13 protein-coding genes are annotated in these 13,532 nt (G+C 68.5%); 6 read left to right on the plus strand and 7 right to left on the minus strand.

All coding sequences use genetic code 11. The features are described 5' to 3' along the window. Genes QQX02_RS02630 through QQX02_RS02640 form a run of 3 tightly spaced genes read left to right on the plus strand, consistent with a single transcriptional unit; the run spans position 1 to position 1,909 of the window. On the plus strand, positions 1–369 hold the full coding sequence (locus QQX02_RS02630; protein ID WP_301141040.1) for a DUF1048 domain-containing protein: 369 nt from the start codon (positions 1–3) through the stop codon (positions 367–369). Further along, a complete protein-coding gene (locus QQX02_RS02635; RefSeq protein ID WP_301141042.1) occupies positions 366–1,154 on the plus strand; it encodes an ABC transporter ATP-binding protein in 789 nt (262 codons plus the stop codon). The genes QQX02_RS02630 and QQX02_RS02635 overlap by 4 nt, the downstream gene beginning before the upstream one ends. After that, the gene (locus tag QQX02_RS02640) at positions 1,151–1,909 is read left to right on the plus strand and encodes an ABC transporter permease (RefSeq protein WP_301141043.1); all 759 of its coding nucleotides are present in this window, start codon (positions 1,151–1,153) and stop codon (positions 1,907–1,909) included. The genes QQX02_RS02635 and QQX02_RS02640 overlap by 4 nt, the downstream gene beginning before the upstream one ends. Here QQX02_RS02640 and QQX02_RS02645 read toward each other — a convergent pair. Beyond that, the gene (locus QQX02_RS02645) at positions 1,906–3,333 is read right to left on the minus strand and encodes an NAD(P)-binding domain-containing protein (RefSeq protein ID WP_301141044.1); all 1,428 of its coding nucleotides are present in this window, start codon (positions 3,331–3,333) and stop codon (positions 1,906–1,908) included. The two genes, QQX02_RS02640 and QQX02_RS02645, sit on opposite strands and share 4 nt — an antisense overlap. Positions 3,334–3,430: 97 nt before the next feature. Between QQX02_RS02645 and QQX02_RS02650 the strand changes: the two genes are divergently transcribed. Then, complete coding sequence (locus QQX02_RS02650) at positions 3,431–3,793, plus strand: ArsR/SmtB family transcription factor (protein WP_301141046.1); 363 nt, start codon at positions 3,431–3,433, stop codon at positions 3,791–3,793. 102 nt (positions 3,794–3,895) lie between these two features. Further along, a complete protein-coding gene (locus tag QQX02_RS02655) occupies positions 3,896–4,675 on the plus strand; it encodes a GTP pyrophosphokinase (RefSeq protein WP_301141048.1) in 780 nt (259 codons plus the stop codon). Between the two features lie 19 nt (positions 4,676–4,694). Here the strand turns inward: QQX02_RS02655 and QQX02_RS02660 are convergent, their stop codons facing one another. From QQX02_RS02660 to QQX02_RS02685, 6 genes are all read right to left on the minus strand, one after another. Beyond that, a complete protein-coding gene (locus QQX02_RS02660) occupies positions 4,695–5,714 on the minus strand; it encodes a LacI family DNA-binding transcriptional regulator (protein WP_301141049.1) in 1,020 nt (339 codons plus the stop codon). Positions 5,715–5,724: 10 nt separating this feature from the next. Continuing rightward, positions 5,725–7,242 carry a sugar ABC transporter ATP-binding protein gene (locus tag QQX02_RS02665; protein WP_301141050.1) on the minus strand — a complete coding sequence of 506 codons (1,518 nt, stop codon included), beginning with the start codon at positions 7,240–7,242 and terminating at the stop codon, positions 5,725–5,727. 62 nt (positions 7,243–7,304) lie between these two features. Beyond that, on the minus strand, positions 7,305–8,336 hold the full coding sequence (locus QQX02_RS02670; protein WP_301141052.1) for an ABC transporter permease subunit: 1,032 nt from the start codon (positions 8,334–8,336) through the stop codon (positions 7,305–7,307). Continuing rightward, complete coding sequence (locus tag QQX02_RS02675) at positions 8,333–9,379, minus strand: ABC transporter permease (RefSeq protein WP_301141054.1); 1,047 nt, start codon at positions 9,377–9,379, stop codon at positions 8,333–8,335. The genes QQX02_RS02670 and QQX02_RS02675 overlap by 4 nt, the downstream gene beginning before the upstream one ends. After that, on the minus strand, positions 9,376–10,914 hold the full coding sequence (locus tag QQX02_RS02680; protein WP_301141055.1) for a sugar ABC transporter ATP-binding protein: 1,539 nt from the start codon (positions 10,912–10,914) through the stop codon (positions 9,376–9,378). Before QQX02_RS02680 ends, QQX02_RS02675 begins: the two co-directional genes overlap by 4 nt. A 123-nt stretch (positions 10,915–11,037) precedes the next feature. Continuing rightward, positions 11,038–12,048, minus strand: a complete 1,011-nt coding sequence (locus tag QQX02_RS02685; protein WP_301141056.1) for an ABC transporter substrate-binding protein — start codon at positions 12,046–12,048, stop codon at positions 11,038–11,040. Positions 12,049–12,422: 374 nt separating this feature from the next. Between QQX02_RS02685 and QQX02_RS02690 the strand changes: the two genes are divergently transcribed. Then, positions 12,423–13,517 carry an NADH:flavin oxidoreductase/NADH oxidase gene (locus QQX02_RS02690; RefSeq protein WP_301141057.1) on the plus strand — a complete coding sequence of 365 codons (1,095 nt, stop codon included), beginning with the start codon at positions 12,423–12,425 and terminating at the stop codon, positions 13,515–13,517. Positions 13,518–13,532: the final 15 nt, after the last annotated feature.

A 13,532-nucleotide genomic window follows, 5' to 3' on the forward strand; every position in this document is an offset into this window, starting at 1 on the left:
ATGGCCGCACGATGGATCGAGAAGGTCACCGGGGATCTCGGCGACAAGAAGCGCTACAAGGAGTACCGGAGCCGCATCACGCAGCTGCCGGATGCCTACCGCCACACCGCCCTCGCGATCGAGCGGTACCTCATGAACATCGGCCCCACGGGCGATGGCAGGAGCCTCATCGCGATGCTTCACGACCTCGCCGACCTGCTCGAGCAGAGCGCGGCCGCGGGCACGCCGATCCGCGACCTCGTGGGTGCCGATCCCGTCGACTTCGTCGAGACCTTCATGGAGAACTATGACGGCGGCAGCTGGATCCGCAAGGAGCGCACGCGCCTCGCTGACGCGATCGCACGCGCGGAGAAGGAGGAGCAGCCATGACCGCGCCCGCGCCTGCGATTCGCATTCGCGGCCTCGAGAAGTCGTATCGCGACCTGCACGTGCTGCGTGGCGTCGACCTCGACGTGGCGCCGGGGAGCATCGTCGCGCTGCTCGGCTCGAACGGAGCAGGCAAGACCACCGTCGTGAAGATCCTGTCGACCCTGATCGCCGGGGACGCCGGCACCGTCAGCGTCAACGGACTCGACGTGGCCGCCCAGGCCACGGAGGTGCGCGAGTCCATCAGCCTCACGGGGCAGTTCGCCGCAGTCGACGAGATTCTCACCGGGCGCGAGAACCTGGTGCTGATCGCCAGGCTTCGCCACCTTCCTCGCCCAGGCGACATCGCCGATGCGCTTCTCGCCCGGTTCTCGCTCACCGATGCGGGCTCTCGCGCGGTCGCCACGTACTCGGGTGGGATGCGCCGTCGCCTGGACATCGCGATGAGCCTCATCGGCGACCCGCCGGTGATCTTCCTCGACGAGCCCACCACCGGACTCGACCCCGAGGCACGCCTCGAGGTGTGGGCCACCATCAAGGACCTGGCCGACGGCGGCACGACCGTGCTGCTCACCACGCAGTACCTCGACGAGGCCGAGCACCTTGCCCATCGCATCGCCATTCTTCACGAGGGAGGCATCATCGCGCACGGCACCCTCGCCGAGTTGAAGGGCCTGCTCCCGCCCGCCCGCATCGAGTACGTGGAGAAGCAGCCCAGCCTCGAGGAGGTCTTCCTCGCCATCGTGGGGCAGGACCGGAACTCCCCTGCCACAAAGGAGCAGCCATGACCGCCCTGGTGGCCGACACGTCCACTCTCACCGGCCGATCGCTGCGTCATATCCTGCGCAGTCCCGACACCATCATCACGACGGCGGTCATGCCGATCGCGTTCATGCTGCTGTTCGTGTACGTGTTCGGCGGGGCGATTGACGCGGGGTCGGACTCCTACGTCGACTACCTCCTGCCCGGCATCCTGCTGATCACGATCGCGTCCGGAGTCTCCTACACGGCCTATCGGCTGTTCCTCGACGTCAAGGGCGGCATCGTCGAACGACTCCGGTCCATGCCGATCGCGCGATCGTCGCTGCTGTGGGCTCATGTGCTGACGTCGCTGGTGTCCACCCTCGTCTCGCTGACGGTCGTGGTGCTCGTCGCGCTCGGGATGGGCTTCCGTTCAGGAGCCGGGGTCCTGACGTGGCTGGCGGTGGCGGGCATCCTGATGCTGTTCACGCTCGCGCTGACGTGGCTCGCGGTCATCGCGGGACTGTCTGCCACCACTCAGGATGGCGCGATCGCGTTCTCGTACCCGCTGATCTTCCTGCCGTTCATCAGCTCGGCGTTCGTCCCCACCGAGACCATGCCCGGTCCGGTGCGCGCCTTCGCGGAGCACCAGCCGGTGACGGCGATCGTGGACGCCATCCGTGCTCTGCTCGCCGAGCAGCCGGTGGGCACCGACCTGTGGGTCGCACTCGGGTGGTGCCTCGGCATCCTCGTGGTCGCGGTGGTGGCCGCCAACGCGACCTACCGCCGCCGGTTCTCCTAGCCGCAGCAGGCGTCCCGAGACGCGCCCAACGACTCGACCTGCAGGAGCGTCGCCGCGACCGGCACTGCCACTCGGTCGGTCGCGAGCTCGCCGCTGCGGCCGTGCGCGAGTCCAGTCGCGAAGCCTGCGGGGACCCCGGGTGCGCTGACGCCGGGGGACGCGCAGCACACGCCCGATTCGGGCAGCGCGAGCTCCACCCGGAGCGCGGCCTCGTGGTCGCCTGCGATCGCCGCCACCACGGAACGCACCTGCTCGTATCCGGTCGCGAGCAGGAACGTGGGCGCGCGTCCGTAGCTCTTCATGCCGACGATGAAGAAGTGCGACTCCGGGTGCGCCAGGACGTCGACCCCGTGCGGCGCGACCGTGCCGCAGCTGTGGAAGTTGGGGTCGATGAGGGGCGCGAGCCGGGACGGCGCTTCGGTCACGGGGTCGAGATCGAGGTGCAGCTCCCGGATGACGCCGAGGTCCGGCCGGAAACCGGTGGACGCCGCGATCGCATCGACCGTCACCGCCTGGGCGCCATCGGGCCCGCTCGCACTCACGGTGACACGGCCGTCGGCCGTCGGCTCGAGGGCCGTGATGGCGAAGCTGCGCAGCAGCGTGACGGCGCCCGAGTCCACGGCCTCCTTGAGACGGGTGCCCAACGCACCCCGCTCGGCGAGCTCGTCCGCCTCGCCGCCGCCGTACAGCCGCTGCGGCGAGTCACCGCGAATCGCCCAGACGATCTCGGTCCCCGGCGCCTCGGCCGCGAGATCGACGAGGGCGAGCACCGTGTTCGCGGCCGAGTGCCCCAGTCCTGCCACGAGAGTGCGCTGACCCGCGAACCGGTGCCGGTCTTTGCCGCGCACGTCTGGCAGACCTCCCACCAGCCAGCGACCAGCATCGGCCTCTCCCGGAGCCGGAATGCCCATCGCCCCCAGCGGGTTCGGCGAGCGCCAGGTCCCGGACGCGTCGATGACCGCTGCCGCCGTGATGTCCTCGACACCGCCGTCCGTCTGCACACGCACCACGAGCGGGTGCTGCTCTCGTCCGATCGACCGAGTCTTGTCGATGCCCTCGCGCGAGACGCCGAGCACCTGCGCTCCGTAGCGGATGCGGCTCGCGAGCTCCGGCACACGGGACAGCGGTTCAAGGTAGCGCTCCACCAGGTCCGCGCCGGTGGGGATGCCGTCGCCATCGGGCTCCTGCCACCCGTCTCGCACGAGGAGGCGGCGGGAGGCCGCGTCGATGTCGAAGCTCCACGGCGAGAACAGCGAGATGTGCGCCCACTCGCGCACCGCGGCCCCGGCCAGCTGCCCGCTCTCCAGGACGAGAGGTTCGAGGCCCCGCTCGACGGCGTGAGCCGCCGCAGCGAGGCCGACGGGGCCGGCGCCGATGATGATGACGGGAAGGCCCGTCTCCGGCAATGAACTCTGCGATCCCATGATTCTCTCCTTGGTGAGCACCAGCGCTATGAGTCGATAGCGCTATTAATAACAGCAGTTGCTGTTGATAGCAAGCCGAACGTGGCATACTTGCCTCATGGATACGACCATCGGTGTGGCCCGTCAGGACTTGTCCCCATCCGAGAACCTCGTCGAGCGTGCTCAAGCGTTGGCGCCCGTGCTGCGCGCGCTCGGCGATCCGACGCGTCTCCAGCTCGCCCTCCTGCTCGCCGAAGGCCCGCACACCGTCCGGGAGATGACCGATGCCACCGGCCTGCACCAGACCCTCGTGAGCCATCATCTGGCGCCGCTGCGCGAGAACGGGCTCGTCACCGTCACCCCGCGCGGTCGCTCCAACGTCTACACACTGTGCTGCGAGTCCGTGGCAGCTCCGGTGCAGCTGCTCGCCACGCTCGCGGCAAGTTCGCCCGAGGGCGCGGCTGCCTGCTGTGCCACGTGAGTCGCGCCGCGAGGTGCCAAGAGCGGGCACGCCTGCCAGGCGTCACGCGTTCACTGAGCAGCGCCGCGACCACACCGTGGATGCAGACTGGAGGCCACGTCCGTGCACCGCGAATCTGACATCGGCGAATCTGACATCGGCGCATCGACCGCCCCCGGACGAGATGCCGGTGAGGGTGACCCCGCCTCGGCCGTGAACGACGGAGCGCAGGCCACCAGGGAGGAGATCGCCCACATGCGCGATCTCTACCAGTTCGGCATCGACGAGGTCCTCACCAAGGTCGACATCCTGCGCCGAGAGTTCGAGCGCAGCCACGACTACAGCCCCATCGAGCACGTGCGGTCGCGGCTCAAGAGCGTGGACAGCATCATCGCGAAGGCCCACCGCATCGGCTGCGACCCGACCGTCGACGACGTGCGCGCGAGCATCGCCGACATCGCCGGGATACGGATCACGGCGACGTTCGTCTCCGACCTGTACTGGGTCGCCGACATGCTCGCGCAGCAGCCCGACCTCACCATCGTGACGGTCAAGGACTACGTCGCCGAGCCCAAGCCCAACGGCTACCGGTCGCTGCACCTGATCGTGAAGGTGCCGGTCTTCCTGTCCTCCACCACCGAGCACATCACCGTCGAGCTTCAGATCCGCACCATGGCGATGGACTTCTGGGCGAGCATCGAGCACAAGCTGTTCTACAAGTACCGCCACGACATGCCTGCGAACCTCGCGAGCGAGCTCGCCGATGCGGCCCGACTGGCGGCGACGCTCGACGAGCGCATGGGCACCCTGAGGGACGAGGTGCGGCCGATGCCGGTGCAGCTCAGCGACGAGGCGACACTGAGCGCCGGACAGCGAGCGGTCGGAGCCTCCAGGGGGCAGTGAGTGCCGGACGGGGGTCCGGTCAGCCGATCGTGAGCTCGCGAGTCGAGTCTCGCACCACCAGCTGAGTCGGCAGCGGCGTGTCGGCGGACTCGTTCTCGCCCTCCTCGAGCGCGACGAGCACCTTCTGCATCATCATCTGGCCGAGCGCCGCGAAGTCCTGACGCACCGTCGTCAACGGCGGGTACAGATAGGCCGCTTCCGGGATGTCGTCGAAGCCGACGATGCTGACATCGTCCGGCACCAGCAGGTCGCGCCGCCGCAGGGCGGACATCAGGCCGATCGCCATCTGGTCGTTGCCGACGAACACGCTTGTGCCGCGGGCGATCTCGAGGTCGGCACCGATCGCGAAGCCGGACTCGGCCGACCAGTCGCCGTGACGCGGCTCCGGTGCGACCAGGCGGCGGGCGGCCAACTCATCTCGCCACCCTCGCACCCGTTCGATCGCATCGGTCGACTGCTCGGGACCGGCGAGGTGCAGGATCTGGGTGTGGCCCAGCTCCGCGAGGTGCCGCACGGCCGCCCTGGCGCCACGGTACTGGTCGATCGCCACCAGCTGCGGGCCGCGCCGTGCGGTCGAGGCAGCCACGACGAGCGGCACTCCCAGGTCCAGCGCCCGGACCATCTCCAGCACCTCGGCATCGTTGACGACGATCACCACGGCGTCGACGCGCTGCCGCAGCAGACCCTCGACGGCTCTCTTGGCCGTCTCGGGGTCGCGCTCGCCGGTCGAGACGGTGTCCACGCTGTAGCGGGCGTCACGCGCGGCGCGGTTGAAGTGCATCGCGATCGAGCTCGGCCCGTAGTCCACGGAGCCGGAGGTGATGAGGCCGATGGTCCGAGTACGGCGAGTGACGAGCGCACGGGCCGCGGGAGAAGGGCTGTAGCGCAGCTGCTTCATGGCCTGCTCGACACGCTCTTTGGTGGCCGGCCGCACGTTGGGCAGACCGTTGATCACACGAGAGACGGTCTGGTGGGAGACGCCTGCGAGGCGCGCGACATCGAAGATGTTCGCCGCGCGAGCCGGCTTCTCTTGCGCCACGCAGTCCCCCTCAGGCTTCCGGCAGGTCCGGCTGCGCCACCAGAGCCAGCAATGTATCGGGATTCAGACTATCCGCCGCCAGCGTCTCCGCGACGCGCCCCTCACGCAGAATGGCCACCCGGTCGCCGACGCGCAGCACCTCCTCGAGCTCCGCGGAGATGAAGATCACCGCGAGGCCGTTATCCGCGAGTTCACCGACAAGATTCTGGATCTCGACCTTCGCGCCCACGTCGATGCCGCGCGTCGGCTCGTCGAGCACCAGCACTCGCGGGGACAGCGCGAGCAGGCGGGCCAGCATCACCTTCTGCTGATTGCCGCCGCTGAGAGTGCTGACCTTGCGATCCGGATCGGCCGGGCGGATGCCGAGGGCGTCGATCCAGCTCATCGCGAGCTCCCGCTGGCGCGCGAGGGGAATGCGGCGCATGGCCCCCTGCTGCGCCTGGACGGCGAGCACGATGTTCTCGAGAATCGACAGCTCCGGCAGCAGCCCTTCGGTCCGCCGGTTCTCGGACGAGTAGACGACGCCGATCTGCAGCGCGTGCCGGGGCGACTCGAGCTTCACGTCCCGTCGCTCGATGCGGATGACTCCGGATTGCGGACGATCGATCCCCGTCAGCGCCCGCGCCAGCTCCGTGCGGCCCGAGCCGAGGAGGCCCGCCAGGCCCAGCACCTCGCCCTCGGCGACGTCGATGTCCGCGTCCACGATCCCCGGCGCGCTGGTGATGCCGCGGGCGCTGAGGAAGGGGTCCGTCGGGAGGTCGGGCTCGATCACGCGCTCGCGAGTCGCGAACTCGGCGACGTCCCGACCCAGCATCTTTTGCACCAGGTCGATGCGGAGCAGCTCGGTGGTGAGGTACTCCCCCACCAGCGCGCCGTCCCGGAGCACGGTGACGCGGTCGCAGATCTCATACACCTGGTCGAGGAAGTGGCTGACGAAGAGAATCGCGACGCCGCGCTGCTTGAGGTCGCGGATGACGCGGAACAGCTCCGCGACCTCGTCCGTGTCGAGGCTCGAGGTGGGCTCGTCGAGCACCAGCACTCGGAGATCGGTGGAGATCGCGCGCGCGATGGCAACCAGCTGCTGCACCGCGAGCGAGTGGCTGCCCAGGATCGACGCCGGGTCGATGTCGAGACCCAGCCCATCGAGGACCTCGCTCGCCTGACGGCGCATGGCCGCGTTGTCGATGAGGCCGAAGCGCCGGGGCTCGCGGCCAAGCCAGATGTTCTCCGCCACCGAGAGGTTGGGGAGCAGGTCGACCTCTTGATAGACCGTGGAGACGCCTGCCGCCTGCGCGGCGTGGGGCGTGGCGAACTGCACCGACTCGCCGGCCAGTGTCAGGGTGCCCTCGTCGAGCGGCAGCACGCCGGTGATCGCCTTGATCAGCGTGGACTTGCCTGCGCCGTTCTCCCCCATCAGAGAGTGCACCTCGCCGGGGTACATCCGGAAGTCGACGCCGTCGAGAGCGGTGAACGCGCCAAAGCGCACCGTCGCACCCTCCAGCTCCACGAGCGGCTCTGCCCCGTCCACGGAGCCATCCTGGCACGGTGGACGGGGCGAGACCACATCGCTGAGGAGAACGGGGCTCGCGGTCACCGAGATCTGTCGGAGCGCGCCACGATGGCGCGCTGGACCACGATGAACAGCAGCAGCAATGCACCCACGATGATGTGGGTCCACGACTGCTCGGCCCCCATGAAGTTGATGATCGTCTTGATGGTGCCGAAGACGAACACGCCGATCATCGAGCCGAGCACGTAGCCACGCCCGCCGCTCAGCAGGGTGCCGCCGATCACGACGACCGCGATGACATCGAGCTCGGTGCCGATGCCGTTGCGCGGATAGCCAGATCCGGTGTAGGCCGTCAGCACCAGTCCGGCGAGTCCACCGCAGAGGCCGCTGATCACGTACACCATCACCTTGGTCCGGGCGACGTTCAGGCCCATGAGGCGAGCGGACTGCTCGGAGCCGCCGACCGCATAGACCGTGCGGCCGAACCGCGTGAAGTGCATGACGAGCGCGCCGATGATCACCGTGAGCAGAGCGATCACGCCGGTCGGCGCGATGTAGAAGTCACCGAGCGTGAACCGGGTTGATCCCAGCCACGAGAGGACGGGGTCCTCGACACGGATCGACTGCAGGCTCACCACATACGCCAGGCCCCGCCCCAGGAACAGCCCGGCCAGCGACGCGATGAACGGCTGCACGTTGAAGTACTGCACGAGCACTCCGATGAGCAGCCCGATCGCGACGCCAGAGAGCAGCATCACGGGTATCACGATCACGAACGGCACACCGCTCGCGAACAGGCTGGCTCCGAAGATGCCGGTGAAGGCCATCACGGAACCGACCGAGAGGTCGATGCCGGCGGTGACGATCACGAACGTCATGCCGACCGCCAGCACCATCAGGTACGCGTTGTCGAGCAGCAGTGCGGACATGTTGCGGCCGGTGAGGAAGTTGCCGAAGTAGATCTCGGCGCCCACCAGCAGTGCGATCAGGATCGTGATGGCCGCGAACGTGGGCAGCACCGAGGCGTAGCGACTCGTGAACGTGCCGATCATGCCCTTCGCGCCGGGTTCTGCCGCAGCGCTGCTCCTGGTCGTGGTGTCGGTGGCGCTCATGCCGCCACCTCCTTCCGGTCATCGGTTCTCGGCTTGGCACCCACGCCCATGCGGCGTCCCACTGCACGGCCCCAGGTGTGGACTCGGGGCGCCTGGAGAAGCACCACGACGACCACCACGACGGCGAAGAACACGGGGGCCTGCGCGGGCGGGACGCCGAGGAACAGGATCGCCTTCTCCAAGGCCTGCACGGTCATCACGCCGATGACGGTGCCGGCGATCGAGAACTTGCCGCCCATCAACGAGGTGCCGCCGAGCACCACGGCAAGGATCGCGTACAGCTCGATGAGGTAGCCCGCCGAGTTGGCGTCCGCCGCCATCGTGTTGGACGCGTAGATCACGCCGGCGATGCCCGCAAGGATTCCTGAGGCGATGTACGCGCTCCAGATGATGCCGCGCGACCGCACCCCCGCCAGGCGACTGGCCTCCGGGTTGATGCCCACCGACTCGGTGAGCATGCCCAGCGCGGTGCGCCGTTCGAGCATGCTGACCACCAGCACCGCCGCGACCCAGATGAAGAAGGCGATCGGCAGGATGATCAGATATCCGCTGGCGATGAACTTGTACGGCGCGCTGTTGACGGTGGTGATCTGACCGCCGGTGATCAGCAGCGCGACGCCACGGCCGGCGAGCATAAGCACCAATGTCGCGATGATCGGTTGGATGCCGATCACGGAGACGAGGAACCCGTTCCACACGCCGAGCACCAGGCCCACGAGCACGGCGACGATGACCGCGACGACCACCGTGCCGACGCTCCCTGGGTTGGGGGAGTCGTCGATGATCGTGAGCGCGACTGCGCCCGAGACGGCCATGATCGCGCCCACCGACAGGTCGATGCCGCGCGTGGCGATCACCAGAGTCATGCCGAGCGCCACCAGCATCAGCGGCGCGCTGTCGCGCAGGATCGTAATGGGGTTGCCGTACAGCTGGCCGTCGCGGATGGTGACCCGTGCGAAGTTGGGGTTCGCGATCGTGTTGACGATGAGCAGGGTCACCAGCGCCGCGGCTGGCCAGAACAGGCGGTGTCTGAGGATTCTCACCGCGACACGCTCCCTTCTTCGGAGTGGGCGATGTAGTCCACGAGCCCGTCGAGGTCGACGTCGTGAGCGTCGAGCTCACCGACTGCCCGGCGGTCGCGCAGCACGATGACGCGCTGCGCGATGCGCAGCACCTCCTCGAGCTCGGAGGAGATGAAGATGACGGACAGCCCCTTCTCGGACAGCTCTGCGACCTTGCGCTGGATGTCCGCCTTGGCGCCGACGTCGATGCCGCGCGTCGGCTCGTCCAGGATCAGCAGTTCGGGAGCCGTGGCGAGCCAGCGGGCGAGGAGCACCTTCTGCTGGTTGCCGCCCGACAGGTTGCCGATCGGCACGTGGGGGTCCGCGGGGCGCACGCCGAGGGCTTCCATGTACTCGCCCACCACCGCGTCCTGCTCGGCCTTCGACACGCGGCGCAGCCACCCGCGCCGGGCCTGGATGCCGAGGATCATGTTCTCGGCGACCGTCAGGTCGGCGACCACTCCCTCGCCGCGGCGGTCCTCGGAGGAGAACGCGATGCCGTGGTCGATGGCGTGGCGTGGGCTGTGGATGCGGGCGGTCTTGCCGTCCACGGAGATCTCACCGGTCTCGGCGCGGTCGGCTCCGTACAGCAGCCGCACCAGTTCCGTGCGGCCGGATCCGAGCAGACCGGCCAGGCCCACGACTTCGCCGTCGTACACCTCGAGGTCCGCCGGCTCGAGCATGCCGCGCTTGCCGAGGCCCGTGGCCTTGACCACAGGCGTTCCCGTGCGGTCGATCGCGCGGTCCGCACGATCCGAGATCGCGGCGAGGTCCTCGAGCTCCCGGCCGATCATCTCGGCCACCAGCGCGTCCTTGGGGAGGTCAGCGGCGAGGTGCTCGCCCACGAACCGGCCGTTGCGCAGCACCGTGATGCGGTCGGAGATCTCGTACACCTGCTCCAGGAAGTGGCTGACGAACAGAATGGCCACACCCGAGTCGCGCAGGTCGCGGATCACCGCGAACAACTGCTCGACCTCGCCGCGGTCCAGGCTCGAGGTGGGCTCGTCGAGGATCAGCACCTTCGCGTCGAGCACCATGGCGCGGGCGATCGCGACGAGCTGCTGAATGGCAATGGAGTGGCTGCCGAGTTCGGACCGCGAGTCGAGCCGAAGGCCCAGGCCCGCGAGGTGCCTCTCGGCCTCCGTGTGGGTGGCGCGCCAGTCGATTCCGGTGCGGCCACGCTTCTCGTGACCCAGCATGACGTTCTCGCCCACCGAGAGGTTCGCACACAGGTTGACCTCTTGGTACACGGTGGAGATGCCGGCGGCTTGGGCGTCGGCGGTGGACTCGAACCGCCGCTCGCTCCCTGCCACCGCAATGGTGCCGCTGTCGATCGCGTAGACGCCGGTGAGGGCCTTGATCAGCGTGGACTTGCCGGCGCCGTTCTCCCCCATCAGCGAGTGGATCTCGCCGGGAATGAGCCGGAAGTCGACGCGATCGAGCGCCAGGACTCCGGGGAAAGCGATGGTGATGCCGCGCATCTCGACGATGGGCTGGACTTCGGTGTCCGCAGGCATGGGCGTTACGACCTCTTCGTCTCGTAGGTGGACCCGTCGGGGGACCGGCGCGAGCCGGCCCCCCGACGGGGTTCACAGGATCATGCTGTCAGACGACCGGGGCCGTCAGACGGATTCCTGGGATCAGTACGGACGAGAGTCGATGACCTCGGCGGCCTGCTCCTGCGTGAAGGACTGGTCCTCCACGAACTGGACCTTCTCGACGTCGTCGCCGTTCAGGACAGCCTTGACGAGCTCGGCAGCCTTCTCACCCAGCATCGGGTTGCACTCGACGATGAAGTTGATCTTGCCGTCGACGAGCGCCTGCATGCCGTCCTTGACCGCGTCGATGGTGACGATCTTGATGTCCTCGCCGGGCGTTCCGCCCGCCGCCTCGATCGCCTCGATCGCACCGAGACCCATGTCGTCGTTGTGTGCGTACACCAGGTCGATGCCCTCGATGCCGTAGTTGGCGATGTAGCCCTCCATGACGGACTTGCCGCCATCGCGAGTGAAGTCACCGGACTGCGAGTCGATGGTCTCGATGGCCGAGCCGGCGATGGCCTCGCTGAAGCCCTCCGCGCGGTCGTTGGCCGGAGCCGATCCCGTGGTGCCCTCGAGCACCACCATGTTGGTCGGCTCGTCGCCGAACTCCTGGACGGCCCACTCGCCGGCCTTGACGCCCTCAGCCTTGAAGTCGAGGCCGACCCATGCTGCGTAGAGGTCGTCGGGTGCCGTGACCGTGCGGTCCTCGAGGATCACCGGGATGCCGGCGTCCTGAGCTTCCTTGAGCACGTCGTCCCAGCCGTCCTCCACGACCGGGGCGATGACGATCGCGTCGACGCCCTGGTTGATGAAGTTGCGCACGGCGGAGATCTGCGCGGCGGGGTCGTTGTCGGCCGCGTTGAAGACGAGCTCGAAGCCGTTCTCCTCGGAGAACGCATTCTGCATGGACTCCGTGTTGGCCGAACGCCAGCCGGACTCGGCACCGGTCTGCGCGAAGCCGACGGTGATGGTCTCCGTGGTCTCGCTGCCTCCGGTGCTTCCGGTGGCTGCGTCGTCAGGCGTGTCGCCGTCTCCGTCGCTCGAGCAGCCCGCGATGGTCAGCGCTGCCGCTCCTGCAAGTGCAATGGTGGACAAGAACCTTTTCCTCATACCAAGAACCTCCTCGTTCTGGTCCGGCTGCGTTGCCGGGTGGGGGGTGGTTTCCCTCCGTGCCGCGATGCGGCCGGTGTCTGAATATTAGCGCTCACATTTGGGTCCACCGCAACCACAGCGCGGTCACGATTGAGTAACGAAGACGGCCCCTCCCCCGTACAAACCGGGCATGCCAGCAGCGACAGCGCTTGCATCATGTGAAGGTTCACTTGGGAGCCCTCACATTCTGACCGCGCCGCGGCTCGAGGCGGGGGCCGCCCGCGCCCGCATCGGCCAACTGCGCAGGACGCGCCGTCCCGGCCGCGCCCTCCCGGAATCCGCGACGCTCCACGCGCGTTGTGCCGACGTCTGCTCCACACGAAAGGCCACCCATGACAACGCCCTCCCTGTTCTCGCCGCTCACCCTGCGCGGCACCACCTTCCGCAACCGCCTGTGGGTCGCGCCGATGTGCCAGTACTCGGTCGAGGAGCGCGACGGCGTGCCCACCGATTGGCACCTCGTCCACCTGGGCGGCATGGCCCGCGGCGGCGCCGGACTCGTGATGGCCGAGGCGACGGGAGTCCTCCCCGAGGGGCGCATCTCCCCTTGGGACACGGGCCTGTGGAACGACGAGCAGCGCGATGCATGGGCGCGCATCGTGACGTTCATTCACTCGCAGGGAGCCGCCGCCGGCATCCAGCTCGCTCACGCGGGGCGCAAGGCCTCGACTCACCGTGGCCGCGAGGGCCACGGCGCGGTGACTCTCGAGGAAGGCGGCTGGAGCCCGCTCGGCCCCTCCGACCTCCCGTTCTCAGGTCTCGCGGACCCACTCCCCATGACGCACGGACAGATCGCCGATGCGGTCGCCGCCTTCGGCGCGGCTGCCCAGCGGGCGCTCGACGCCGGCTTCGATGTCCTCGAGGTGCACGCCGCGCACGGGTATCTGCTTCACGAGTTCCTGTCTCCGCTCAGCAACGACCGCACCGACGAGTACGGCGGGTCGCTCGAGAACCGCGCCCGCATCGTCCTCGAGGCTCTCGCCGAGGTCCGTCGGGTCGCGGGTGACGACGTGCCCGTGCTGGTCCGGCTGTCCGCGACGGACTGGATGGAGCCCGAGGGCCTGACTCTCGAGGACACGGTGACCGTGTCACGGTGGCTCCGCGAGGCCGGTGCCGACCTCATCGACATCTCCTCGGGCGGCAACGTCCCCGACGCCCGCATCACGGTCGGGCCGGGATACCAGGTGCCGTTCGCGGCCGAGGTGCGCGAGCGCGCGGACGTGCCGACCAGCGCAGTGGGACTCGTCACCGATCCTGAGCTCGCTCAGCACATCGTCGCGACCGGCCAGGCAGACGCGGTGATGGCAGGACGCGAGTTCATGCGGGATCCGCACTTCGCGCTGCGCGCCGCACACGAGCTCGGCGTGCCGGTCGACTACTGGCCCGAGCAGTACGAGCGCGGCACGTTCGCCTCACGCCCCAGCTGACCCACGCACACGTGA

The organism is Demequina muriae (genome assembly GCF_030418295.1).
GTDB lineage: Bacteria > Actinomycetota > Actinomycetes > Actinomycetales > Demequinaceae > Demequina > Demequina muriae.